Origin of the sequence: Microbulbifer sp. Q7 (genome assembly GCF_001639145.1) — a bacterium.
Taxonomy (GTDB): domain Bacteria; phylum Pseudomonadota; class Gammaproteobacteria; order Pseudomonadales; family Cellvibrionaceae; genus Microbulbifer.
Map to the genome: position 1 here is coordinate 161667 of NZ_LROY01000002.1, position 25165 is coordinate 186831.

A 25165-nucleotide genomic window follows, 5' to 3' on the forward strand; every position below is an offset into this window, starting at 1 on the left:
CCGATGGCCACGGTGAAGGAAAACCTGCTGCGGGCTGCGGAACTGAGCGAGAGCGATAGCCCGCGGCTGGATCTGGAAGTGCTGCTCTGCCACCTGTTGGGCAAGTCCCGCGCCTGGCTGTATACCTGGCCCGAGCATCCGCTGAGTGATGCCCAGCAGGCGCAGTTCAATACCCTAATCGAACGCCGCATCGCCGGTGAACCGGTGGCCCATCTCACCGGCAGTCGGGAATTCTGGTCCCTGCCGTTAAAGGTCAATCGATCCACCCTGATCCCGCGCCCGGATACCGAGGTGCTGGTGGAAGTTGTGCTGGAACTCTGCCCGCAGAGCGAGGCGAATGTACTCGACCTTGGCACCGGCACTGGCGCCATTGCCCTGGCACTGGCGAGCGAACGACCGCACTGGCAGATCACCGCCGTGGACACCATGCCGGCGGCGCTGGCGCTGGCGGAGGAAAACCGTACCCAGCTCGGGTTTCGCAACGTAGAGGTCCGTCGCAGTGACTGGTTTTCGGCCCTGTCGGCGCGCACCTTCGATGTGATTGTGAGCAATCCGCCGTATATCGAACCCCGGGATCCGCATCTGCGTGAGGGGGATGTGCGCTTTGAGCCGCTGACCGCGCTGGTGGCGGAAGAACAGGGCTTGGCGGATATCCGCAAAATCGCCGAGGACGCGCGCGCGCATCTTGTGGAAAATGGCCTGCTTGCGGTGGAGCACGGCTGGGAGCAGGGCAAACCGGTGCGGGCATTGTTTGCCGCACTCGGCTACCGCGAAGTTGAAACCCGCCCTGACTATGCGGGGCGGGAGCGTATTACGCTGGCTCGGCGTTAAAGGCAATTTCCCAAGCCGGCGCGCAAACCGCAGGAAGGATCCATGCACGATCACACCCACCACCGCGCTCACCACCACAGCGGAAGTGGTCATTTGAAACCCCTTGTGTGGGGTCTCATCATTACCCTGGTGTTTGCCGTCGTTGAAGCCATCGGCGGCTGGCTTTCCGGTTCGCTGGCCTTGCTGGGTGACGCGGGGCACATGATTACCGACTCCTTCTCCCTCGCCCTGGGCGCGGTGGCCGCATGGCTGGCGCAAAAACCGGCAAGCCGGGAAATGTCGTTCGGCTGGGGGCGGGCCGAAGTGCTGGCGGCCATGATCAATGCGATGCTGATGCTGCTGATCGTAGTGGGGATTTCCATCGCCGCCTTTGATCGCCTGCGGAACCCGCAGCCGGTGCAGGGTGGCATGGTAATGGTGATTGCCGCGCTGGGCCTGCTGGTGAATATCGCCGTGGCCTGGGTGCTGCACCGCGGCGAGCAGACCCTGAATATCCGCGGTGCGCTGCTGCATGTGGTGGGCGATTTACTGGGCTCGGTGGCTGCCCTGATGGCCGGCGCGGTCATTTATTTCACCGGCTGGACACCGATCGACCCCCTGCTGTCGGTGTTGATCTGTATCCTGATTCTGTTTTCCAGTATCAAGCTGCTGCGGGATGCGGTGGATGTATTAATGGAGCGGGTACCGCGGGAGCTGAGCCTGCCAGTGGTGGGGGAATCCATGGCGATGGAAGCGGGTGTGCGTTCGGTGCACGATTTGCATATCTGGCGTCTGGACAGCCGTATGATTTCCCTGTCGGCGCACATTGTTGTGGACGAGCTGTCCGACTGGCCGCAGGTGCTGGCGCGGCTGCGCAGAACACTGGTTCAGCGTTTTGACATCCACCATGTCACCCTGCAACCGGAGCCGCTGCATCTGGACCCGACCCCCATCATCGACCGGGTCAGCCCGTCCGATCACTAAGCTTCAGTCTTCTTCGCTGGCCTCGTCGCGCTCCTCAGATGGGGGCGCGTCAATGGCTTGCGGGGTCTCACTCGCTTCTTCCTCGGTGGTTTCCTGCGGCCGGGGTTCGACTGCATTGGTTTTGTCTTCCGTTGACTCTGGCTCCGCTTCAGCGGTGACCTCTTCCGGTGCCGAAATCTGTTCCTCCGGCGCCTGAATACCAATGTGGTAGGCGGCAAACCCCGGCTGTACCACCTGGTTCATCGCCATGCCGAGAATGCGCCCGTTGTATTGGGAGCGGATCTCCTTGCGCACGTTGGTGATGGGGTTGGTGACTGTTCCCAGGAGGTCGCCCTTGCTTACCGTTGAGCCCAGTTCCACCTTGCTGAAAATAATGCCGCCGGTGGTGGCGCGCTGCCAGGTGGAGTTGTAGTACACGGGTTCCGGGTCCCCCCACAGGCGGAATTTGCTCACCATACCCAGCTGATTGAGCAGGGTACGGATACCTTTGACACTGTGGCTGACCGAGCGCTCGTCCAGCACCATGGGGGCGCCGGCCTCCAGGGTAACTGTGGGAATGCCCGCTTCGACGGCCGCGCGCCGCAGGGTGCCCTTGGCGCCGTCGCTGTGCAGCACCACGGTAGAACCGAAGCCCTTGGTCAGCTTCACCACTTTCGGGTTTTTCAGGTCGCCGCGCAGCTGGGGCAGGTTGGTGCGGTAAAAGGAGCCGGTGTGCAGGTCCACGATAGCGTTGCAGTGCACCACCACTTCGTCAAAAAACGAACGCGCGATACGCGAGGCGGAGGAGCCATTTTTATCCCCGGGGAAATGCCGGTTCAGGTCGCGGCGATCGGTGAGGTAGCGGGAGCTGCGGTGAAACCCCTGCATGTTCACGATGGGCACACCAATGACAGCCCCTTTCAGGGTTTGCGGGTTCAGGTTGTACATCACCCGGCGTACGGTTTCGATGCCGTTCAGTTCGTCACCGTGAATGGCCGCGGTGAGGCACAGGGTGGGCCCGGTTTCCGCGCCGTTTACCACCAGTACCGGGGTTGCGCTGTATACCCCTTCAAAGTGCTGGCTCGGGGACCACGCCAGGCGGGTCGAGGTGCCTGCGGGAACCTCTGCACCCAGTAGCTGCAGCGGGTGGCCTGCCGGCTCCGCAGTTTGCGGTGTCTCTGGCTGGCTTTGGGATTCAGGTTCTGGCTGGGATTGTGGCGCAGGGGATGCCGCGGCCGGTTCGGTGGTATCCGGCTGGGATGGTGCCACCAGATCCCGTTCCTTCACCGGTTTGTCCAGCTCGATGCTTTTCGCCTTCGGCATCGGTTTTTCCGGCTGCTTGCCTGCTTCCCGTCGTGTGCTTTCCTGCGGTTGTTCTGTTACACCTGCGGGCCCTGCCGAATTCTGAATCTCTACCGCTTCGTTACTTCCATCCATGTCACTGGCACCGGCAGTCGCAGCGACAAAACCGGACAGGACAAACAGCAGGGAAAAGCTCAGAGAGCGATGACGCATGAAAAGCTCCGTTTACAGGGGTTGCGATGATCGATGCCAGCGGGTGGCAGGTTACCAGACAGGATATTGATGAGTCTGATGCCTGTTGCTGAGAGCGCGAGTATAGCCAATCGGTTCCGGGGAAATTGCGCGGCACTTGGCGATTGGTTAAATCCGCACGTGTTAGACGGGGGGTGAAGTGCCGGCCAGGGCCTTGCGGCTGGTGTTGCGCAGCCGCAGGATCAGCAGCACCGCAGCGGTGCCGAGACCGACACAAATACCCACCCAGTAGCCGTAGACACCCCAGTATTGCTCTCCCATCCAGTAGGCGGCACTTAAGCCAACCAGCCAATAGGAAAACAACTGGATGTACATGGGAACCCGGGTGTCCTTGTATCCGCGCAGTGCACCCCACGCCATGGCCTGGGCCACATCCACCAGTTGAAAGGCGGCGGCCAGCAACAGCAGGTTGGCGGCCACGGCGATGATTTCCGGGTTGCCGGTATACGCGAGTACCAGCAGATTGCGCAGGCTGATCAGGATCACGCCGGTACACAGGGCGTAGATGAGCCCGCTGCCAACGCCCACAGTGCTGACAAAGCGCGCACGCCTGGGGCGCCCCTGGCCGAGCACCTGGGCGGTGCGGATGCTGACCGCCTGCGCCAGTGCCAGTGCCACCAGATAAAAAACAGAACCGATACTCATGGCAATCTGGTGGGCGGCGACAATGGTGGCCCCGTACGAGGCGAGCAGCAGGGTAAGGCTGGCGAAGAAGGTGACTTCACTGGCCGCACCGATACAGATGGGCATGCCCACCGCCAGCAGGTGCCTGAGGGTCGGCCAGTGGGGGCGGGGGGGGATCAGCGTCAGCTTGAGGGCGCGGTAGGCGGGATCCTGCCCCGCGTGCCAGTAAAGGGCGATGGCAATGCACCAGCACACCAGGCTGGTGGCCCAGCCGCAGCCAGCGCCACCCATGGCGGGAATGGGCCCCCAGCCGAACACGAGCAGAATATCCAGCGGGATGTTCAGTGCCGCGGCCGCGAGATAGATCCGCATTACCGGCCGCACCTGTGCCATGCCTTCACAGTACCCGCGCAGGGCGCTGCCGAAGGCAAAGGGCAGGATGCCGGTGGCCAGTGCCAGCAGGTAGTGCACCATCACCTTGCGCACCGGTTCTTCGGTCTGAATCCACTGGCTCCAGAGCGGGGCGGCCAGCAGCGCTGCCGCTACCAGCAGGCCGCCAATCAGGGCGATCCAGACCGACTGGCTCATCTGCTGGGCACAGCCCTGCTCATCGCGGGCGCCGCGCAAATGGGCGACCACCGGAGAGACGGCCGCCAGCATGCCAATCAGCGTGACCGCGCAGACCGCCCAGATACTGGAGCCCAGCGCCAGGCCGGCCAGATCTACCTCGCCGGAGCGTCCGGCCACGATGGTATCCGTAACCCCCATACTCACCACCGCCAGATTGCTCACCACCAGCGGTCCACCCAGTTTGGTGAGGTGGCGCAGCTCCGTGGCTGTGGCGCGTTTGTAGATTCTGAGCATGGATCGGATTCGGGCTGGCTAAACTGATCGAACGTTATCTTCACAAAGACCGGTGCGGCGTGTAAGAAAACGCGCACTCCGGCGACCACTCTTCAGTGAACAGTATGTTACTGAAACAGTATTGGTGAAAACGGGAGCGGATTATGGATGGGGCACACAGCGGGATCAACGGAATTTACGGCTGTTTTCTGCGGGGCTTGCGGCCGCTGGATGGGCTGGGTCCGCTGGCGCTACGGCTGTTTCTCGGGCCCATTTTCATCCTCGCCGGCTGGAATAAACTCACCGGCATTGAGAATGTGGCGGCCTGGTTTGGCAACCCGGACTGGGGGTTGGGGCTGCCCGCGCCCCTGCTGTTGGCCTGGCTGGCGGCGCTGACGGAATTTTTGGGTGGCATCGCCCTGGTACTGGGGCTGGGGGTGCGCCTCGCAGCCATCCCGCTGATGTTCACCATGGTGGTGGCGGCGGTGACCGCGCACTGGCAGTACGGCTGGCACGCCCTGCCGGAGCAAACACTCACTATGCCCTGGGAATGGCGCACGGACCTGATCGAAGAGGCGGCGGTGCGCAAGGAAAAGGCGGTGGAATTACTCAAGGCCCATGGGAACTACGGCTGGCTGACCGAAGCGGGTAATTTCACCGTGCTGAAAAACGGCATCGAGTTTGCGGCCACTTACTTCGTGATGCTGCTGGCGTTGCTGTTTACCGGCGGCGGGCGCTTTGTAAGTCTCGATTACTGGATTGCCCGCCAGCGGGGTCTTCTGCAGGATTAGGGCCGGGTGGGGCTGGCCCCGCTATTGACTCGCGCCCTCCTTATAAATGATATACTCGCCGATTATTTAACCCGTTGCCGTGTCCAGTTGGTCACCGGCATATCCGGAGACGCACTGTTGCAGGGGCGCCCGGAGTAATTGAGCGAGCAATCTTTTGATAGGCAAGTTTTTCCGTCGTTCCACTGACAAGTCTGAAAACGCATCCAAAGAGCCGAAGCCCGTGGCTGCAAAGCCCGATGACAGAGCTGGTAAGCGCTCGGCCGAAGAAGGCAAGTCGGCCGGCAGCGGCCGCCCGCGCAACCGTCGCCGCGGCGGCGCAGAAGATGGGCGTGACAAGGGCGGTAAACGTAAGGAGCCCCGCGCCAAGGCCCCGCAAAAGCCGTGGAGCCTGGACGAGTTCCAGGTGCCGGAGCAGGAAGGCAAGGTCCGTTTCCACGACCTGGACCTGCCGCTGCCACTGATGCATGCCATCGCCGACCTGGGTTTCGAGTACGCTTCCCCTATTCAGGGGCAGTCGCTGCCACATACCCTCAATGGCCACGATCTGGTGGGTAAGGCGCAGACCGGTACCGGTAAAACCGCGGCCTTCCTGATCACCGTGATCGACGATCTGCTCAAGCACCCGTTTGAGGGTGAGCGCTACGCCGGCGAGGCGCGCGCACTGATTATCGCGCCGACCCGAGAGCTGGTGATGCAGATTGCCGACGATGCCAAGGGCCTGTGCAAGTACACCGACCTGGAAATCCACACGCTCGTGGGCGGTATGGATTACCAGAAGCAGCAAAAAGCGTTGAATGAGCGCTTTGTGGATATCCTCGTGGCCACCCCTGGCCGCCTGCTGGACTTCGTCAGCAAGCGGGATTGCTTCCTCGATCAGACCGAGATCCTGGTGATCGACGAGGCGGACCGCATGCTGGATATGGGCTTTATCCCCGATGTGCGCCGCATTGTCCGTCAGACTCCGCGCAAGACCCATCGCCAGACCATGTTCTTCTCCGCTACCTTTACTCCGGAAGTAGACGATCTGGTGGAGCAGTGGACGACCGATCCTGTCACGGTGGAAATCGAGCCGGAGCACGTGGCTACCGATACGGTGACCCAGCATGTGTACCTGGTGTCGGGCGACGAGAAATATCCGCTGTTGTTCAACATTGTGCAGCAGGACGATGTCGAAAGCCTGATTGTGTTCGCCAACCGTCGTGACCAGTGTCGCCGCCTGCACGAAAACCTGGTGGCCCACGGTATCAATGCCGGGTTGTTATCCGGTGAGGTGGCGCAGAACAAGCGTGTGCGCACCCTGGAAGATTTCAAAACCGGCAAGTCGAAAGTGCTGGTGGCCACCGATGTGGCGGGGCGGGGTATCCATATCGATGGCATCAGCCACGTGGTGAATTACACCTTGCCGGAAGAGCCGGAAGACTACGTACACCGTATCGGCCGTACCGGCCGCGCGGGCAAGAGCGGCACCTCCATCAGCTTTGCCTGTGAAGACGACGCCATGCGTCTGGAGCCTATCGAGAAGCTGCTGGGCAATAAACTGACGTGCGAGGTTCCGCCGGAGGAGCTGCTGGTAAAGCCGCCGCAGGTACATGTGAAACGCAGCAGCGGCGGCGATCGCAATGACCGCGGTGGCAATCGCGGTGGACGCCGCAGCGGAGGCGGCGGCCGGCCCCGTCGCTAAGGCTTTGGGGCCTGTTTTTTCCTCTTTTGTGGCGACAAATCACCGGGTATCTGTTTTCAGAACCACTGTGAATACGTCCATGTACGCTGCGTCGGTGACGTCCCTGTCGCCGACGCTTCTGAAAACAGATGCCCGGTGATTTGTCTTATCGTCTAGTCATATGCTTTGTTAGCAATAAAAAACGCGGGTAGCTGAGTTGGAGAGCTACCCGCGTTTTTTTATGCCTGTCACTTTTTGTCGTTTGGGCCTTCAATGCCCTTGGGCCACTTTTTTGTTTCCACCGCCGGTTGTTGATCGAACGGAATATTCCGTCCGTTGGGGCCTTTGCCTGGGTCGCCTTCGGTCCAGATACGCTCTACCCACAATACGGTTCCGCCGGCCACCGCCGCTGGCATCACGAAAATATTCAGGATCGGCACCATCTTTGCCAGCATCACGCTGCCGCCGAAGCCGAGGGTGGTGAACTTCTTGCGCAGCAGTACGCTTTTCAGTTCCGTGAACGAGCGCTGGTGGTTGTCCAGCGGGTAGTCCACGTACTGGATTGCCATACACCAGGCCCCCCAGAGTGCGCCGAGAATGGCGGGGATAAAGACCGTCCAGCTAGTGAGCAGGGCAATCACAAAGATCACAATGCCCCAGCCGATAAAATACATGAGCTTGCGCAGTTCCCGGCCCAGGGTGCGGAACACCATGCTGTGCAGTGCTTCCGGGGGCGGTGGGTGGCCGGTGAGGAGTTCTTCGACTTTTTCTGCGAGCAGGCCGTTAAACGGTGCGGCAATGATGTTGGTGATGATGCCGAACAGGTAACCGTAGACAAAGAAGAACAACAGCACCACGACGATGGCGATCAGCCACGCCAGCCACTGAAACACGCTTGCCGCCCAGTCTGCGCCCTTGGCCAGAATCGCTCGCCACCAGGACATGTCGGAGGTGTCGACGGGGGTGTCGGAGAGCAGGCTGCCGATATAGCGGCCGAGGTCGTCGAACTGGCTGACCATCAGGACGCCCAATGCGATAAACAGCACCAGGTTGATCAGCAGCGGCATAATGATAAACGGGCGCAGCTCCTTCCGGGTGAGCAGCTGCGCTCCCCGGACTAATGCGTGTGCGCCGTGTGCCGGGTTGGAAGTCATGTCTTACTGTGCTCCTGCGGCCTTCAGAATGTCGGCATACTCGGCACTCTGTTCGTGTTCACTGATCCGCGCCAGCAGTGTCTGGCCTTCAGGGCTCTGGCTGTTCAGGTCCAGCCCCTGTTTATTGAACAGGCGTACGAAGGTTTCAAAATTCTCAGCCTTCATGCCGCGGTAGGCGCGTTCCAGCAGGTAGAAATCCCGATTGAATCCTTCCGGTGCTTCTCCCACCAGAAATCCGGCGATACGCTCGTCGTCGAAGACTTCACCGAGGACTTTTTGCTTGTCTTTTTTCAGGCTCACTTGTTAATTCCTTTTGTGCTCTGATCTTAATTTAGTGCCTATCTTCAGGTCAGCCCGCTGCTGGGGTGCCTTGTGGCGGTGGTGCGGCCGGGGCTTGTTTGCGAAACACGAGCTAGGCGCCCCCCCGTTAACCCATCCATGGGGACTCTTCCGCGAGGTCCCTCTCGCGGAAGGTTTCGCAAACAAGCCCCGGCCGCACCACCTTCGCATCGAGGTATAGTGCTTCCGAGAAACTGTTGTGTATTGCTACGAAGCGCAATTGTTCAAATCTAAGGGCAAGTGCCGGGTGAGACTTTTCGAAAGCGTCGGCGACAGGGACGTCGCCGACGCAGCGTACAGGGATGTATTCCCAGGGGGACGCCTAGTTCGGTTTCGAAAAGCTTTACCCGGTGCCCGTCCGCCACCGGAGGCAGGGTAGAACCACCAATACCTCCGGGCTGGAAATCAGAGCAAAGCGTCCAATTTCTCTTTCAGAATCTTGTTGATCATCTGCGGATTCGCCTGCCCCTTGGAGGCCTTCATGATCTGGCCCACAAAGAAGCCCATCATCTTGGGTCGCTTGTCCGGATCCGCGTTGCGGTAATTTTCCACCTGGGAAGCAGAAGCCGCGATCACATCGTCCACCATCTTCTCAATGGCCCCGGTGTCGGAAACCTGCTTCAGTCCCTTGGCTTCAATCACCGTATCCGCATCACCGTCACCATTCGCCATCGCCTCAAACACCTGCTTGGCGATCTTGGAGGAAATAGTGTTGTCCTTGATGCGTGCGATCAGGCCCGCCAGGTGCTCCGCAGACACCGGAGAGTCAGCGATGGACTTTTCCTCGCGGTTCAACAGCGCCGCCAGCTCACCCATTACCCAGTTAGCCGCCAGCTTTGGTTCGCCACTCTTGGCCGCAACCTGCTCGAAATAATCCGCCGTCGCCCGCTCCTGGGTCAGCTGGTCCGCGTCGTAGGCAGAAAGTCCGTAGTCTTTCTCAAAGCGCGCGCACTTCGCATCTGGCAGCTCCGGCAATTCACCGCGCACCTGCTCGATGTAATCGTCGGTGAGCACCACCGGCAGCAGGTCGGGGCAGGGGAAGTAGCGGTAATCGTTGGCCACTTCCTTGCTGCGCATGGAGCGGGTTTCGTTTTTGTCCGCGTCGTACAGGCGGGTTTCCTGTGTCACCTTACCGCCGTCTTCGATCAGATCGATCTGGCGCTGGGCCTCTACCTTGATCGCCTTCTCGATAAAGCGGAAGGAGTTCAGGTTCTTGATCTCGGTACGGGTGCCCAGTTCTTCCTCACCCTTGAGGCGCACTGACACGTTGGCGTCACAGCGCAGCGAGCCCTGGGACATGTCGCCGTCGGAGATGCCGAGATAGGTCACGATGCTGTGGATTTTTTTCAGGTAGGCAACGGCCTCCGCGGCGCTGCGCATATCCGGTTCGGACACAATTTCGATCAGTGGGGTGCCGGCGCGGTTGAGATCGATACCGGACATTCCATGAAAATCCTCATGGAGCGATTTGCCTGCGTCCTCTTCCAGATGCGCGTGATGCAAACGCACGGTCTTGCTGCTGCCGTCTTCCAGGTGAATTTCGATCTGGCCTTCGCCAACGATCGGCTTTTCCAGCTGGGTGGTCTGGTAGCCTTTGGGCAGGTCCGGGTAGAAATAGTTCTTGCGCTCGAACACCGAGCGCTTGCCGATTTCCGCGTTCATGGCGAGGCCGAACATCACCGCAAAACGGAAGGCTTCTTCGTTAGGAACCGGCAGGGTGCCCGGCATGGCCAGGTCGATGGCGCAGGCCTGGGTGTTGGGCTCGGCACCAAATGCGGTGCTGGCGCCGGAGAAAATTTTCGATTGGGTGGCCAGTTGCACATGCACTTCCAGCCCGATAACGACTTCCCATTCCACGTCGTTTCTCCTTAATTTCTACTTATTGTGCTGCCGGGGCGGTTTGCTGGTGCCAATCACTGGCGAGCTGGAACTGGTGCGCCACATTGAGCATGCGCGACTCGTCCAGGTAGTTGCCAATGATCTGCAGGCCAACGGGCAAGCCGTGGGCGAAACCGCAGGGGATGGACATGCCGGGCAGGCCGGCCAGATTGGTGGCGATGGTGTAAATGTCTTCCAGATACATGGCCACCGGGTCGGCATTTTTTTCGCCCAGCTTGAAGGCGGGGTTCGGGGCGGTGGGTCCCATGATGACGTCCACCTTGTCGAACGCGTCGACAAAGTCCTGTTTGATCAGGCGGCGCACCTGTTGGGCTTTGTTGTAGTAGGCGTCGTAGTAGCCGGCTGACAGGGCGTAGCTGCCTACTAAGATGCGGCGTTTTACTTCCTCGCCGAAGCCTTCACCGCGGGAGCGCATGTACAGGTCGCGCAGGTCGGCCGGATTCTCACAACGGTAGCCGTAGCGCACCCCGTCGAAACGGGACAGGTTGGCGGAGGCCTCTGCCGGGGCAATCACGTAATAGGCGGGTACCGCCAGCTTGCTGTGGGGCAGGCTGATTTCCACCAGTTCGGCGCCGAGCTGTTCGTACGCCTTGAGGGCTTCCTGCACCCGCGCGCCCACCTCGCTGTCGAGGCCTTCGCCAAAGTACTCGCTGGGTACGCCAATTTTGAGCCCTTTGATGGGGTCGCCAAGGCTGGCGGTGTAGTCCTGCGCAGGGCGGTCCAGGCAGGTGGAATCTTTTTTGTCCGGGCCCGCCATTACCGACAGCATCAGCGCGGCGTCTTCCGCGGTGCGGGCAATGGGGCCGCCCTGATCGAGGCTGGAAGCAAACGCGATCATGCCCCAGCGTGATACGCGGCCGTAGGTGGGCTTGAGGCCGGTGGTACCGGTCATGGCCGCGGGCTGGCGGATGGAGCCGCCGGTGTCGGTGGCGGTGGTGCCGGGTACCAGTAATGCGGCCACCGCAGCGGCGGAACCGCCGGAAGAGCCGCCGGGAATCCGCTCGATGTCCCAGGGGTTCTTCACCGCGCCATAAAAGCTGGATTCATTGGAGGAGCCCATGGCGAACTCGTCCATATTGGTTTTGCCCAGGCTCACCGCGCCCGCCTGCTGGAAGTTGTCCACCACCGTCGCGTCGTAGGGCGGCACGAAGTTGTCGAGCATTTTCGAGCCGCAGCTGGTGCGTACGCCACTGGTGCAGAAAATGTCCTTGTGGGCAATGGGCACGCCGCACAGGGCAGGGGCGTTGCCCTCGGCCAGGCGCGCATCCGCGGCGGCGGCCTGCTTGATGGCCTGGTCGCCGGTGACGCTGATGAAGCTGTTGAACTGGCTGTCCAGCTGCTGGATGCGCTCCAGCAGGTGGCTGGTGATCTCGACGCTGGAGAACTGTTTGTTGCGCAGGCCGCGCACGATCTCGGCGATGGTCAACTGATGCATGGGAAATCCGGTTTCTTGTCTATTCTGTATTCGCTTGCAGCGGGCGGGTCGCTGTTAGATTGTTGCTAGGTCGCGGTAAGGTCGCTGTTAGGTCAATGAATCGAATCGCTCGGTCAGTCGATGACCTTGGGTACCAGAAACAGGCCCGCTTCCGTTTGTGGCGCCAGGGCGAGGAATTCTTCACGGCGGTTGGGCTCGGTGACTTCGTCTTTGCGCAGCACCTGCACCTCCTCGAGGGGGTGGGCCATGGGCTCCACGCCGTCGGTGTTGACGGCCTGCAGCTGGTCGACCAGTTGCAGTACATCGCCCAAGCGGCTGCTGACTTCGTCGATGGTTTCTTCGGAAATGGCGATGCGGGCCAGTTCGGCCAGCTTTTCAACGGTTTGCGCGTCCACGGCCATGGGGGTAGAGACTCCAGCTTCTCATTGGCTAAATTGCGGCCAGGCCCGGTTTGCCGGGGCTGGCGGGATCAGAAGGAGCGCAAATTTAGCATATCTGTGGGGGAATCTCTTTATTCTTATTTATTAAGGGGTTCCTGAGCCTTGCCCTAAACCCGCGCCGTTGTTAGAGTTTGCCGATTATGGTCAGGGCGCGGTTGCGCCCGGCTGATTCACACAAGAGCGGACGAAAACGCCGCCCGGAACACAGAATTTATTGCGCGGACTCACTACCCTGTAGCGCTTCCCTGCCGGGGAGCTCCAGTCGGCGCTCGCGGCACCTGACCCGGATTGGGTGTTGTACATCAGAATTAAGGTAATCGAATTCCATGTTTAAACGTTTGCGGGGCATGTTCTCCAGTGATCTCTCCATCGACCTGGGTACTGCGAATACGCTGATCTACGTGCGCGATCGCGGCGTCGTTCTCGATGAACCCTCCGTTGTGGCCATCCGCCATTACAACGGCACCAAGATCGTGGAAGCGGTCGGTGTTGAGGCGAAGCGCATGCTGGGCCGTACGCCGGGGAATATCACGGCCATCCGCCCGCTGAAAGACGGGGTGATTGCAGACTTCCAGGTCACCGAGAAGATGCTGCAGCACTTTATCAAGAAAGTGCATGAAAACAGCTGGATGCGTCCGAGCCCGCGGGTTCTGGTGTGTGTGCCCTGCCAGTCTACCGAGGTGGAGCGCCGCGCGATTCGCGAATCCGCCCTGGGTGCCGGTGCCCGCGAAGTGTGGCTGATTGAAGAGCCCATGGCCGCTGCCATCGGCGCCGGCCTCAAGGTAGAAGAGGCCAGCGGTTCCATGGTGGTGGATATTGGTGGCGGTACCACCGAGATTGCCATCATCTCCCTGAACGGCGTGGTTTATTCCGATTCCGTGCGCATCGGCGGCGACCGTTTCGATGAGGCCATCGTCAACTATGTGCGCCGCAACTACGGCAGTGTGATTGGCGACGCCACCGCCGAGCGCATCAAGGAAGAGATTGGCTGTGCCTACGCCGGCAGTGAAGTGCGCGAGATCGACGTGCGTGGCCGCAACCTGGCCGAAGGGGTGCCGCGCAGCTTTACCCTGAACAGCGACGAGATTCTGGAAGCGCTGCAGGAACCGCTCACCGGTATCGTGCAGGCGGTGAAGAGCGCGCTGGAACAGTCCCCGCCGGAACTGGCGTCTGACATCGCCGAGCGCGGCCTGGTGCTGACCGGTGGTGGCGCGCTGCTGCGGGACCTGGACCGCCTGCTGATGGAAGAGTCGGGCCTGCCGGTGATCGTGGCCGACGACCCGCTGACCTGTGTTGCCCGCGGTGGCGGCCAGGCGCTGGACATGATGGACAAGAGCCGTCTGTACCTGGTTTCCAACTGATTTTTTTGCGATAAGGATGCGGCGCTCAGGGACTGCAGGCGCCGCCGCCCGACAAGCGCAGGGAAATGCGCGAGCCAATAACAACAGCTGCTAACAACAGTACTGCGCAACAGGTCGATGGGGGCCGCCCATTAAACCGCTATTTACCCGAGGTCCGTCACCGGAGTCCCGCATCATTGTGCTGGGCGCGCTGGCGACCGCACTCATCCTGATCAACCTCTATACCGACTGGCTGGATCCTGTGCGCGAGCGCCTGTCCAGCCTTTCCGCCCCCTTTTACTGGATTACCGGAACCCCCTCCCGCGTCGGCGGTTGGGCGGGCGAGCAGCTACGTACCCGTGAGGAGCTGCTGGAAGAAAACAGCCGTCTCAAGCATCAGGTGATGCTGCTGGAGCAACAGACCCAGCTGCTGGCGTCGGTGCGTGCGGAAAATACCCAGCTCAAAGAACTCATGAACTCGGCCGAGAGTGTGGACCAGCGCGTGCTGGTGGCCCAGGTGATCGGTGTGTCTCCGGATCCGCTGGAGCATGTGGTGATCATCGACAAAGGGCGCAGCGATGGTGTGGAGCAGGGGTCGGCGATCATGGATGCCAGCGGCCTGCTTGGCCAGGTCATCGAAGCTGGGGATATTTCGAGCCGGGTGCTGCTGATAACTGACGCCAACCACGCGCTCCCCGTGCAGGTGCTGCGCAACAGTGTGCGTGCCGTGGCCGAGGGTACCGGTGATCTCTACCGCCTGAAGCTGCGCCACCTGGCCAATACCAGCGATATCCGCGAAGGGGACCTGTTGCTCAGTTCCGGTCTCGGTGGCCGTTTCCCCGCCGGTTATCCAGTGGGCGAGGTCATTGCGGTCAAGCGTGACCCCGGCCGCGCCTTCGCTGAAGTGGATGTACAGCCGCGGGGGCGTATGAATCGCAGTCGTTTTGTGCTGGCGGTGATCCCGGAAGAGCAAAATGGCGTCGGCGGCCTGGAACAGCCGCTTGGCGACGGTTTGGTGCCCCAGGACTGAATCCATGGAAGCCCATAACCGCTGGTTCATTCTGCTGACGATTTTTGTTGCCCTGTTGCTGGCGGTGATGCCACTGCCCACCAGCTGGCTCTGGTTTCGCCCGGCGTTCTGTGCACTGCTGGTGATCTTCTGGACCACCCGGATGCCCCAGGAACTGGGTGTTGGTTTTGCCTGGATGGTGGGCCTGGTGGAAGACCTGGTCACCGGGGCGACGCTGGGTGCGCATGCGCTGGCGCTGGCGGTGCTGGCGTACTTCAGCCTGCTCACCTATCGCCGTACGCGGGCGTTCAACCCGGGGCAGCAGCTGATGTGGGTCTTTGTGCTGGTGGGGATCAATCAGCTTTTGGGTAACTGGGTGCACAGTCTGGCGGGCAAGCCGGTACCGGGTCTGACCTTTTTGTGGCCGGCCCTGACTACGGCACTGTTGTGGCCGCTGATAACGCCCTGGCTGCACGGCGCAGCCTCCCGGCTGCAGATACGCTGACCCCGTCGGGGCAAAGCGTGCGCCTGTGCCCGATTCGCGCAAAATAATGTTAAGTAGCGCACGCGGCGCGGTTATTTTTCGAGCGATAACGCTATAATCGGGCCTTTAGCTGACCATACTTGCTTCACCAATAACCATAAGCCGTGCCTGTGCCAAATTCCGAAAAAGAACAGCGCCTGATTCTGGCCTCCGCATCCCCGCGGCGGGCGGAACTGCTGATGCAGATTGGTGTGCCTTTCTCGTCTGCCGCGACCTCGGTCGAAGAGCGGCGCCATCCCGATGAAACCCCTGAATCCTACGTATTACGCCTGGCCCAGGAAAAGTCCCGCGCCGGGCTCAAGCTGCTGGATGACCCCAATATCTGGTCCCTGGGTGCGGATACCCTGGGTGTCGTGGATGACGAAATCCTGGAAAAACCCCGCGACTTCACCGATTTTGCCCGCATGATGCGCCTGATGTCCGGTCGCGAGCATTCGGTATTGACCGCAATCTGCCTCACCGGTGCCGAGCAGTCGTTCAGCGAGGTGGTGGAGACCCGGGTGCGGTTCCGCGAGCTGGATCGGCGCCTGATCGAGGGGTACTGGAATACCGGGGAGCCGGCCGACAAGGCGGGTGGCTACGGCATTCAGGGCATGGGGGCGTTGCTGGTGGCCTCTATTCATGGCAGTTATAGCAATGTGGTGGGGTTGCCGCTGGAGACCCTCGGTGGGTTTCTGGAGCGAGCAGGTATTCCCTACTGGCAATTCGACAAGCGCGCTTTTGGCCATTCAAGTGGCGCAGGGACGATTTAGGAGTTACGCCCAGTGAGCGAAGAGCTACTTATCAACGTGGCGCCGATGGAAACCCGTGTCGCACTCGTCGAAAATGGCGTGCTACAGGAAGTGTATCTGGAGCGCACCGCCAGCCGCGGCATCGTGGGCAATATCTACAAGGGCAAGGTGGTGCGGGTGTTGCCCGGTATGCAGGCCGCTTTCGTGGATATCGGCCTGGAGCGGGCGGGCTTTATCCATGCATCGGATATTGCCCCGCTGGACGAGGACGGTATGGAGTCCCGCGAGGGCGATGTGGCCGACATCCGCGCCCTGGTGCGGGAGGGGCAGTCGCTGGTGGTGCAGGTGGTCAAGGACCCCATCTCCAGTAAGGGCGCCCGTCTCACCACGCACCTTTCGGTTTCCGCACGCTACCTGGTGTATATGCCGCAGACCCGGCACATCGGTATCTCCAACCGTATTGAAGACGAATCTGAACGCGAGCGCCTGCGGGAGCTGGTGGACCTGGCCTCGGCAAAACTCGCCGAGGAAGGTCACAGCGGCGATGGTGGCTTTATCTTGCGTACCGTGGCCGAAGGCGTAAGCGAGGAAGAGTTGCTGCGCGACATCCCATTCCTGTACAAACTCTGGATCGAGCTGGAACAGCGCATCAAGCTCGAGAAAGCGCCGGCGATCATCTACGAAGACCTGCCCCTGTTCATGCGCGCGCTGCGGGATCTGGCGCGTCCGCACACCGAAAAAATCCGTATCGACTCCCGCGAGGCCCACGCTCGCGCGGCAAAATTCACTGGCAAGTACGCCCCGGAAATCGCTCCCAGAATCGAGCACTATCCCGGCGAACGGCCCCTATTTGACCTCTATGGCGTCGAAGAGGAAATCCGCAAGGCGCTGCAGAACAAAGTCACGCTCAAGTCCGGCGGGTACCTGATCGTCGAGCAGACCGAGGCCATGAGCACCATTGACGTGAATACCGGCGCTTTCGTGGGGCATCGCAATCTGGAAGAGACCATCTTCAAGACCAATCTGGAAGCGGCCACGGCCATTGCCCGGCAGCTGCGCCTGCGCAACCTCGGCGGCATCATCATCATCGACTTTATCGATATGCAGGATACCGAGCACCAGCGCCAGGTACTGCGCACCCTGGAAAAGTCACTGGAGCGGGACCACGCCAAGAGCAGTATCACCGGCGTTTCCGAGCTGGGCCTGGTGGAAATGACGCGCAAGCGCACCCGCGAATCCCTGGGTCAGATTCTCTGCGAACCCTGCCCGGTGTGCGCCGGGCGCGGTACGTTGAAAACCGCGGAAACCGTGTGTTACGAAATTTTCCGGGAGATTATTCGTGAGGCGCGGGCCTACGACAGCGAAAAGATCATGGTGCTCGCCAGCCAGGTGGTGATTGACCTGTTGCTGGACGAGGAGTCCGCCAACGTGGCGGACCTGGAGGAGTTTATTGCGCGCCCCATCCAGTTCCAGGTGGAGCCCATTTACAACCAGGAGCAGTACGACATTGTACTGGTGTAAGTTCACCACTGGCACCGCTTGCGGCGGTCCCAACCTGTGCACCTGCGGTAGCGGGAGGGCATCCCGATGCTGATGCTGCGCTGGTTCGCGCGCAAGTTCTGGCTGCTGGTGGTGGTTCTGGTGATCTCCCTGGCCATCCTGGTGCAGACGGGACGTATCCTGTCGCCGCAGGTGGGCAAATACAGCCCGGAAATTGGCCGCTGGCTCTCCGCGCGGCTGGGCGCACCGGTGCAACTGGAACACATCGCCCTGCGCTGGCAGGCGCTGGAAGTGGCGCTGCAGATCGACGGTCTGAACATCGGCGATTCGGGGCAGGTCAAACTGGCGCGGGGACTGTTTCACCTCGACCTGCTGGCCAGTCTCTGGAACCGGGAGCTGATCTGGAAAAACCTGGAGGTTGACGGCTTTTCCGCAGAGCTGGAGCAGCGCGCGGAAGGCGGCTGGCAGGTGCAGGGTTTCCCACTGGTGGCTGCGCCAGCTGACGCGGGTGCGGCACCCGCGGACACCGGACTGCGTCTGGGCGACCCGGCGCGGATTTTCCAGCTCGGCCCTAAAGTGCTGGTGCGCGATGCCAGTATCGGCCTGACCCTCACTGGAGGACAGTCGGGCAACCTCGACTTGCGGGAAATCCAGCTGGAAAACAGTGGAGAGTTTCATCGCCTGGTTGCCCGGGCGTTCGTCACCGGGGCGATGGAAAGCCTGCACAGCGGTGAAGAAAGCCTGCGCCTGGTGTTGGAGGGGCGCGGCAACCCCCGCAACCACGACGAATTCTCCCTCAAGGGCTATGTGCAGCTAAATGAGCTGCTGGTGGATGCAGACCTGGTGGGCCTGCTGTACCAGCTGTTGCCGCTGCCAGAAAAACTCTACTGGCCCGGTCGCAAACTCGCGGGCGGTCGGCTGTGGCTCAGTTCCGATGCCCAGAATGGCTACAGCCTGCGGGGCGACCTGAGTCTTGCACAAGTCGCCGGCGACGGGCAGGGCGCGGGCGAAGGGGAGCGTGATGCCGATGCGGGGCGTGCTCTTGAAACCCTGAATGCCCTGTCCAGCCAACTATCCGGGCGCTGGCGTCCCGGGGACTCCTGGGAACTGGTGTTGCAGGATCTGGGGCTCAACTGGCAGCAGCTGGAAGTGCCGGATGTGAATCTCCAGGCGAGCGGGGATCCGTCGGGTAACCTGCAGCTGGCGGTGGACCAGATCGAGCTGCAGGCCTGGCACCGGGTGCTGAAGGTGCTCGAACTGATACCGGAAAAAGCCGACGAGTGGCTCACTGCACTGGACCCGACCGGTGAGCTGAAGAATGTGCGCCTGGCGCGCGTTGATGGCGAGCTCACCCTGGCGGCGAACCTGCAGGATGTGGTGGCGGGAGCGCACCGCGGCGCGCCGGCGGTTCGCGGGGTGAACGGTTATTTGTTCCTGAATGGCCAGGGTGGCCGTGTGGAGCTGGCCAGCAACCAGGGTTTCAGTGTGCATTTCCCGGTGCTCTACGACGCGCCCTTTGAGTTTGGCAGCGCTCGCGGCACCGTTGCGTGGGATATCGATCGCGCGCACAACACGGTTTCTATTTTCTCGGGCCCGATTCAGCTGGACGCCATTGCTGACGAGCAGTCAGAGAGCGTGTCTGCTGGCGGCGACCATATTCCTGCCGCCGGTGCCTTTACCGGGCAGTTCCTGTTACAGATTCCGGTGGTACCGCATACCCGTGCGGCGGATTTCACCCTCGCGCTGGGGCTGCGCAATGTCGCCGTTCAGGAGCAGCGCAATTTAGTACCTACCGTCGTCAGCGACGATCTGCGCCAGTGGCTCGATCAGAGTATCGGCAAGCGCAATGCCGGCCGTATTCCCGCGGCTGGGTTTATCTACCGCGGGTACAGCTATCGCGAAGGGGAAGACCGGGAGCTGCTGGCACTGGGCGCGCACGATTTCCGGGGTACGGTGCAGCTGCAGGCCGATATTCGCGACAGCAGCCTGGCCTACGCGCCTGACTGGCCGGCTGCAGAGAATGTGAACGGCCATCTGGGTATTAACGACCGTGAAGTGCTCGTGGCCGCCCCCAGTGCGAAACTGTGGGATGTCTCAGGGGCGAACGTGTCGGTGCGAATATCCCCGGAGCCCACCGGTTCCCGGCTGGATGTGCGTGCCGAGCTGGCGGGTCCCGCCGCCGATGGGTTGAAAATCCTGCGAGAGTCGCCGTTGCGTGAGCGCCTCGGTACGGCGTTCGATAGCTGGGATCTCGGCGGTGCCATGCAGGGAACCCTGCAGCTCAGCCAGCCACTGGGCGGCGCCGATTTTGCGCCCAGCCAGCAGGTAGACCTGGCGCTGTCGGGCGCGCGCCTGACCCTGCAAAACCTGAATCTGGATATCCATGGGCTCGACGGTAATGTGCGCTACCACAGCCGCGACGGTCTCAAGGGGTCCCAATTCCGTGGCCGGTTATGGGGCAAGCCGCTGCGCGCTTCCATTCAGCATCTGGGGCAGGGCGAAGACCGTGATACCCAGGTGGTGGTGCGCGGTGAGGCGGTGACCGAAAGTATTGGCCAGTGGAGCGGGCGGCCGGAATTATTGTGGCTCGATGGTGCGCTGGATTACACCGCGCGCGTGACCATTCCGGCGCAGGCCAAAGCAAAACCTTATGCCGCCGTGTTGGAGCTGTCTTCCGACCTGGAGCAGGTGGCGGTCCGGCTGCCGGCACCGCTGGCCAAGCCCGCCGGCGAGAAGTCCCGGTTTGTGCTGCGTGTACCCATCGGCGAGCAGGGCAACCTGTATCACCTCAGTTATGGAGAGCACCTGCAGGGACAGATCTGGCAAGTGGACGGCAAATTGGAGCGTGCGGCGATTGCCCTGAATGCGGAGGCAACGCTGCCCGCGTCTCCCGGTATTGCCGTGATGGGGCACCTGCCGGTGGTGGATCTGCCGCCATGGAAAGAAGCGCTGTCGATCTATACCGAACCGGCGCCAGCAGTTGCTGGCGGGCAGGTATCGGCGGCTGTCACCGACGGGGCTACTGCCGGTGCCGGGGATGAGAACCCGCTGCCGATTCGCCTCGATCTCAGCACGGATCTGTTGCAGGTGTCCGAGACCACCCGCATCGACAATATCCACGTGCGAGGGCGCGGTCTTGGGGCAGACTGGCAGCTGGATTTCGATAGCGAGACCGCTGCGGGCAAGCTGAGCGGCACCCTCAATTCGGCGACGCCCATGCAACTGGCGCTGGAGCACCTGCGCCTGCCGCCGCTGGCGGCAAAAGAAGGCTCCGCGGCGCGTGACAGCGATACTGAGGCCCCCGCCACCTCGCTCGCGGCGCGCCTGCAGGATCGCTGGAAAGGATTTGATTTTGCCAGCCTGCCGAGTGTGGATTTCAGCACCGAAACTTTGTGGATGGGTGATGAACCCATGGGCCCATGGTCCTTTCAGTTGCGCCCATCGGAGCAGCGCCTGGTGGTGAGTGATATTGAGGGCACCCTGCGTGGTATTCGCATCGAGGGCCGCACCACGGGAGAGAGCCGCCTGGGCGCGCAGCTGATGTGGATGCGCGATGAAGATGGCAGCGAGTCTTCCCAGTTTATTGGCCGCCTGCGCGGTGAAAACCTGGGTCAGGTACTGCAGTCGTGGGGGCAGGAAGCCGCCATCGAGAGCCGCAGCGCGGTCTTTGATACGGCGCTGCGCTGGCAGGGGTCTCCGGCCATGCTGAGCCCTAATAGCCTGAATGGTGAAATCCGTATCGATATCCGCAACGGGCGCTTTATGCGCGCCAGTGACAATGCCGGCACCTCCCTGCTGCGCCTGCTGTCTCTGTTCAATTTTGATACCTGGGCACGTCGCCTGCGCCTGGACTTCTCCGATCTGGTACAGAGTGGCCTGACCTTTGACCGGGTACACGGCGAGGTGTATTTCGAGGGCGATGGTGAGCTGTTGATCGCGGTGCCGATTCAGGTGGAGGGTCCCACCAGCGAGTTGCAAATGGCCGGGCGGGTCAATTTACAGCGGGAAGACCTGAACCTGACTCTGGTGGCGACGTTGCCGGTGGGGAACAATCTGGCTTTTGTGGCGGCGCTGGCCGGTGGTTTGCCCGCTGCGGCGGGGGTGTACCTGATCAGTAAGGTGTTCAAGAAGCAGGTGGATCGGGTGGCCAGCGTCAGCTACCGCATCAACGGGGAGTGGGCGGATCCGGAAGTGCGCTTCGACAAGCTGTTCGATGACGGCGCTGCCGGGCGCGAAGGGCGCAGCGCGGTGGCACAGCGGCACAAGGAAAAAGCGGCGGGGGAGGCCGCAACCCGCACGGTATCGGCGGGCGTGGCAGCCCCCGAACAGGGTGCACAGAAAGATTCCGGCGGTTTGCCCGTGGAGGCTTCCGGCTCGCAGCGCCCACAGCCACAGCCATTCGGTGCTGGCTGATTTGATGCCAGCGGTTGCAAAAACCGAACAATTATTCGATATTTACCCGCAAGCGAATCGTCCATAGCGTTCGTACAACAATAAAGTCAGCATCAGAGGTGCGTCGCCAATGTCTGAGGTGGTCTCTTTGGCCGGAATTCCGTTCAATCGCTACACACTGTTCAAACTCTTCAAGTACACGGTTTACTGCCTGCTGGCGTACAACGTGTATGCCTTTTTTGTAGACAACCATGCGGCGGCCGGTACGGTCTTCGCGGATGGCGTGAGTCTGGGCAAAATTATTGAGGCGTATAACGACTCTATCGATACGCTGGCCTGGGTGGTATTGCTGCTGGTGTTTGAGCTGGAAACCTCGTTGCTTTCCGATGACCGCATCAAGGGTGGCACCAAGTGGATGCTGAATGCGGTATCGGCCGTCTGTTATGTGTTCATTGTGTACTCGTTTTACGGATATGTGTCGGAGATGGTGTCGCTGACCCATCTGCTGCCGGTGAGCGGCACCGCGTGTGAGCTGGCCAATAGTGGCGGCTGGTCGATGGTGCTGGAGCAGGATGAATACACGGCATTGACGGCGGCCAATTGCGGTTCACTGGCCGATCTGCATTTGCTGCGTCTGGCGGATGCGCAGGTGCTGGGGGATGCGGCGGTCTGGCGGGAAATTCAGTGGCTGGCGTGGGTTGATGTGATCAATGCTGGTGCCTGGCTGCTGGTGGTGGCGATTCTGGCGTTCGACGTGTGGCTGCAACTGCGCCACCAGCTGTCCGACTCCATCATGCGCTATTCCCAGGTTATCAAAGGGCTGCTGTATTTCACCCTGCTGCTGTGCGCCATCTACTGGGGAATCAACGGCAGCTTCCTAGACTTCTGGGATGCGTTCCTGTGGCTGGTGGCCTTCTTCTTTATCGAGATGAACCTGTTCGAATGGCAGGCTGAGACGAGCGCTGAGTAATTGTTCTGGTTTCGTGGTTCACGGGTGCTTCAAATCTTGCACTTTGGCGGTGTCGCTACCCGGTAGCGACACCTTCGCTTCAGGCATCAACACATTTGATTGATGCCTGAAGTATCGATATCAATCCTTGCGGCTGGTCACTTCCAGCAGGTGATAACCAAACTGGGTTTTCACCGGGCCGTGGACCTTATTCAGTTCGTCGTTGAATACCACCTTGTCGAATTCCGGCACCATCTGACCCTGGCTGAATTCACCCAGATCACCGCCGTTGCGGCCGGAAGGGCACTTGGAATGCTGCTGGGCAATCTTTCCGAAATCAGCGCCGTCTTCAATCTGCTTTTTCAGATCCTGACACTGGGCTTCGCTTTCAACGAGAATATGGCGGGCGGTTGCTTTTGGCACGGGTATCTCCCTTATTTCCACAACAAATAGATTCGTGAGCGGCAAGCTTAGTGTTTTACCGCCGATGGAGCCAGCTACTGGCCGGATAAAGCTGCAAAGGTGTTGCACTGGTTCACATCACCGCTGGTGAATCCTTCCCTGAACCAGTAGGCGCGCTGCTCGGCGCTGCCGTGGGTGAAGGCGTCGGGGGACACGGCGCGACCAGCACGGCGTTGCAGGTGGTCGTCACCCACTGCGGCAGCGGCGCGCAGCCCTTCCTCGATATCACCGGGTTCCAGCATATTGCGGTCGCGGTGGGCGTAAAAGGCCCATACGCCGGCGTAGCAGTCCGCCTGTAACTCGAGCATGACCGAGAGGCGGTTGGACGTGACTTTGTCCGCGCGCATACGGGCCTGCTGTACTTTTTCCGAGGTGCCCATCAGGTTCTGTACATGGTGGCCGACTTCATGTGCAATGACGTAGGCAAAAGCAAAGTCACCCGGTGCCCCGAGTTTCTTGAGTTCGTTCAAAAAGCTCAGGTCGAGGTATACCTTCTGGTCGCCGGGGCAGTAAAAGGGGCCCACGGCGGCCGAGCTCAGGCCGCAGGCGGAGCGCACCGCTTCGCTGTAAAGCACCAGCTTGGGTGGGGCGTATTGCGAGCCCGCTTGCTGAAAGAGGGTTCCCCAGGTGTCTTCGGTGTCGGCCAGCACCACCGAGACAAACTGCGCCACCTCGTCATCGGGCGCGACGCCCTGTGTGCCCGGGGCCTGCTGGGAATCCGGGCCGAGGCTCGGTGATTCGGTACTGGGCGTACCGCTGAACAGGTTGCCGCCAAAGTAATACAGCGCCCCCAATGCGAGCAGGATGAGCCAGCCGCGTTTGCTGCGCAGTAAAAAGGGGGCGAGGGCGAGCAGGTTGCCGAGCCCTCCCATGCCACCGCCACCACCGGGGGCTTTTTCTCCGCGGCGATCTTCCACATTCGAACTTCTGCGACCCTGACGCCAGCGCATGGGAGCACCTCTCGTTTATCCTGCCGATTCACATCTGCGTATTGCTTTCAGCATAGAACAGTTGGCGCAGTTTTTTGTTTGGTGTGCGGGAGATTATCCTTGTACGCGGGATACCAGTGGCATCTTTATCGCTTATCCAACCACCAGTGAGCCGAAGCTTTGTCGTTGATACCTCTATTTCCTCTCAATATGGCGCTGTTTCCCGGCGTGACCTTGCCATTGCGGATTTTTGAGCAGCGTTACCTGCGCCTGGTGACCGAGTCCCTGAAAACCGACACCGGTTTCGGCGTGGTATTGATCCGCAGTGGGCGCGAAGTGGGGCAGGCGGACGTGTGGCCGCTGGGGCTGTACACGCGCATCGTTGACTGGAGCCAGGGAGAGGAGGGTTTGCTGCATATCGATGTGGCTGGCGATTCCCGTTTTCGCGTGCTGGACACCTTCCGCGAGGATGACGGGCTGCTGATGGCCGAGGTGGAATGGCTACCGGATGAAGAGACGCACCCGGTGCCGGAGAGCTGCGATGGCCTGCTGGCGGTCCTGAACGAACTGAAGCAGCATGCCGCCTCGCTGGCACTGAAGTTCGCGCCGGTGGAGAGTGCCGAGGCGCTCTCCTGGCAGCTGGCGCAGCTGTTGCCCCTGGAAGATGCTGCGCGGGTGGAGCTGCTGGCCAGTCACGACCCGTTAGAGCGGCTGGCGAGTATCGCCGCCAACCTCGATCGCTGGGCCCGGGAATAATCCCCTGCCATTGGCCGATCGCGCTACGACAAAAATAATGC

General features: G+C 61.1%; 21 protein-coding genes. 12 read left to right on the forward strand and 9 right to left on the reverse strand.

What is annotated here, in order from left to right; translation table 11 throughout:
• The first annotated feature begins 3 nt into the window (after positions 1–3).
• Complete coding sequence (gene prmC, locus AU182_RS06425; protein ID WP_066962607.1) at positions 4–831, forward strand: peptide chain release factor N(5)-glutamine methyltransferase; 828 nt, start codon at positions 4–6, stop codon at positions 829–831.
• A 42-nt stretch (positions 832–873) separates the two neighbouring features.
• The gene (locus tag AU182_RS06430) at positions 874–1794 is read left to right on the forward strand and encodes a cation diffusion facilitator family transporter (protein WP_066962610.1); all 921 of its coding nucleotides are present in this window, start codon (positions 874–876) and stop codon (positions 1792–1794) included.
• A gap of 3 nt (positions 1795–1797) precedes the next feature.
• Here AU182_RS06430 and AU182_RS06435 read toward each other — a convergent pair whose 3' ends face one another.
• Together AU182_RS06435 and AU182_RS06440 are read right to left on the reverse strand one after the other, a co-directional pair.
• A complete protein-coding gene (locus AU182_RS06435) occupies positions 1798–3288 on the reverse strand; it encodes a succinylglutamate desuccinylase/aspartoacylase family protein (protein ID WP_066962613.1) in 1491 nt (496 codons plus the stop codon).
• Between the two features lie 162 nt (positions 3289–3450).
• Complete coding sequence (locus AU182_RS06440; RefSeq protein ID WP_066962616.1) at positions 3451–4815, reverse strand: MATE family efflux transporter; 1365 nt, start codon at positions 4813–4815, stop codon at positions 3451–3453.
• A gap of 143 nt (positions 4816–4958) precedes the next feature.
• On the opposite strand from AU182_RS06440, the gene AU182_RS06445 reads away from it, so the two are divergent.
• Complete coding sequence (locus AU182_RS06445) at positions 4959–5585, forward strand: DoxX family protein (RefSeq protein ID WP_066962619.1); 627 nt, start codon at positions 4959–4961, stop codon at positions 5583–5585.
• A gap of 154 nt (positions 5586–5739) precedes the next feature.
• The gene (gene rhlB / locus AU182_RS06450) at positions 5740–7266 is read left to right on the forward strand and encodes an ATP-dependent RNA helicase RhlB (protein ID WP_066962622.1); all 1527 of its coding nucleotides are present in this window, start codon (positions 5740–5742) and stop codon (positions 7264–7266) included.
• A gap of 227 nt (positions 7267–7493) precedes the next feature.
• Here rhlB and cysZ read toward each other — a convergent pair whose 3' ends face one another.
• The 5 genes from cysZ to gatC form a co-directional block, all read right to left on the reverse strand.
• The gene (gene cysZ / locus AU182_RS06455; RefSeq protein ID WP_066962625.1) at positions 7494–8399 is read right to left on the reverse strand and encodes a sulfate transporter CysZ; all 906 of its coding nucleotides are present in this window, start codon (positions 8397–8399) and stop codon (positions 7494–7496) included.
• A 3-nt stretch (positions 8400–8402) separates the two neighbouring features.
• Positions 8403–8699, reverse strand: a complete 297-nt coding sequence (locus AU182_RS06460) for a PA4642 family protein (RefSeq protein WP_066962629.1) — start codon at positions 8697–8699, stop codon at positions 8403–8405.
• A 444-nt stretch (positions 8700–9143) separates the two neighbouring features.
• Complete coding sequence (gene gatB, locus AU182_RS06465) at positions 9144–10595, reverse strand: Asp-tRNA(Asn)/Glu-tRNA(Gln) amidotransferase subunit GatB (RefSeq protein WP_066962631.1); 1452 nt, start codon at positions 10593–10595, stop codon at positions 9144–9146.
• 22 nt (positions 10596–10617) lie between these two features.
• Positions 10618–12072 (reverse strand): Asp-tRNA(Asn)/Glu-tRNA(Gln) amidotransferase subunit GatA, encoded by a 1455-nt coding sequence (gene gatA, locus AU182_RS06470; protein ID WP_066962633.1) that lies wholly within the window; start codon positions 12070–12072, stop codon positions 10618–10620.
• Positions 12073–12185: 113 nt separating this feature from the next.
• The gene (gene gatC / locus AU182_RS06475) at positions 12186–12473 is read right to left on the reverse strand and encodes an Asp-tRNA(Asn)/Glu-tRNA(Gln) amidotransferase subunit GatC (protein ID WP_066962635.1); all 288 of its coding nucleotides are present in this window, start codon (positions 12471–12473) and stop codon (positions 12186–12188) included.
• A gap of 365 nt (positions 12474–12838) precedes the next feature.
• Here gatC and AU182_RS06480 point away from each other — a divergent pair, with 365 nt between their 5' ends.
• The 7 genes from AU182_RS06480 to AU182_RS06510 all read left to right on the forward strand — a co-directional run bounded on the left by AU182_RS06480 (position 12839) and on the right by AU182_RS06510 (position 22998).
• Positions 12839–13873, forward strand: a complete 1035-nt coding sequence (locus tag AU182_RS06480; RefSeq protein ID WP_066962637.1) for a rod shape-determining protein — start codon at positions 12839–12841, stop codon at positions 13871–13873.
• A 178-nt stretch (positions 13874–14051) separates the two neighbouring features.
• Positions 14052–14882 carry a rod shape-determining protein MreC gene (gene mreC, locus AU182_RS06485; RefSeq protein WP_066962640.1) on the forward strand — a complete coding sequence of 277 codons (831 nt, stop codon included), beginning with the start codon at positions 14052–14054 and terminating at the stop codon, positions 14880–14882.
• Positions 14883–14886: 4 nt separating this feature from the next.
• Positions 14887–15366 (forward strand): rod shape-determining protein MreD, encoded by a 480-nt coding sequence (gene mreD, locus AU182_RS06490; RefSeq protein ID WP_066962643.1) that lies wholly within the window; start codon positions 14887–14889, stop codon positions 15364–15366.
• 149 nt (positions 15367–15515) lie between these two features.
• Complete coding sequence (locus AU182_RS06495; RefSeq protein WP_193754303.1) at positions 15516–16157, forward strand: nucleoside triphosphate pyrophosphatase; 642 nt, start codon at positions 15516–15518, stop codon at positions 16155–16157.
• Between the two features lie 12 nt (positions 16158–16169).
• Positions 16170–17657 (forward strand): ribonuclease G, encoded by a 1488-nt coding sequence (gene rng, locus AU182_RS06500; RefSeq protein ID WP_066962646.1) that lies wholly within the window; start codon positions 16170–16172, stop codon positions 17655–17657.
• 66 nt (positions 17658–17723) lie between these two features.
• Entirely contained in the window at positions 17724–22049 is a 4326-nt protein-coding gene (locus AU182_RS06505; protein ID WP_082859263.1) for a YhdP family protein, read from the forward strand.
• A gap of 109 nt (positions 22050–22158) precedes the next feature.
• Positions 22159–22998 (forward strand): hypothetical protein, encoded by an 840-nt coding sequence (locus AU182_RS06510; RefSeq protein ID WP_066962648.1) that lies wholly within the window; start codon positions 22159–22161, stop codon positions 22996–22998.
• A 120-nt stretch (positions 22999–23118) separates the two neighbouring features.
• Here AU182_RS06510 and AU182_RS06515 read toward each other — a convergent pair whose 3' ends face one another.
• The gene (locus tag AU182_RS06515) at positions 23119–23400 is read right to left on the reverse strand and encodes a peptidylprolyl isomerase (protein WP_066962651.1); all 282 of its coding nucleotides are present in this window, start codon (positions 23398–23400) and stop codon (positions 23119–23121) included.
• 74 nt (positions 23401–23474) lie between these two features.
• On the reverse strand, positions 23475–24389 hold the full coding sequence (locus AU182_RS06520; protein WP_066962654.1) for a neutral zinc metallopeptidase: 915 nt from the start codon (positions 24387–24389) through the stop codon (positions 23475–23477).
• Between the two features lie 159 nt (positions 24390–24548).
• On the opposite strand from AU182_RS06520, the gene AU182_RS06525 reads away from it, so the two are divergent.
• Complete coding sequence (locus AU182_RS06525) at positions 24549–25124, forward strand: LON peptidase substrate-binding domain-containing protein (protein WP_082859264.1); 576 nt, start codon at positions 24549–24551, stop codon at positions 25122–25124.
• The last annotated feature ends 41 nt before the right edge of the window (positions 25125–25165 follow it).